This window comes from uncultured Microscilla sp., from assembly GCF_947493425.1.
Taxonomy (GTDB): Bacteria; Bacteroidota; Bacteroidia; order Cytophagales; family Microscillaceae; genus Microscilla.
The window spans coordinates 1-212 of the sequence record NZ_CANLRP010000717.1; the positions used below are offsets into that span (position 1 = coordinate 1).

Genomic DNA, 212 nt, shown 5'->3' on the forward strand with positions numbered 1-212 from the left:
CAAATGTATCAACGCTTTATTCAAACCCCAGGGGTAACGACCAACTACAGCCTCAAAAACTGGCTCACAATTGAAGGAAATGGCTATGGCAGAGACTGGTCGAAAGACCTCGATAGAGTTCAAAAAAAACAAGATTATCAACGAAAGAAGGAAATGGGGCAAATAATGTATACCTCCTACCAACAGGACTTTGAGCCCGCCACCAGACCAGA

General features: G+C 43.9%; 1 pseudogene. It reads left to right on the forward strand.

What is annotated here, in order from left to right:
* Positions 1 to 212 (forward strand): annotated as a pseudogene (locus tag Q0954_RS34950) (hypothetical protein); the annotation flags it as partial.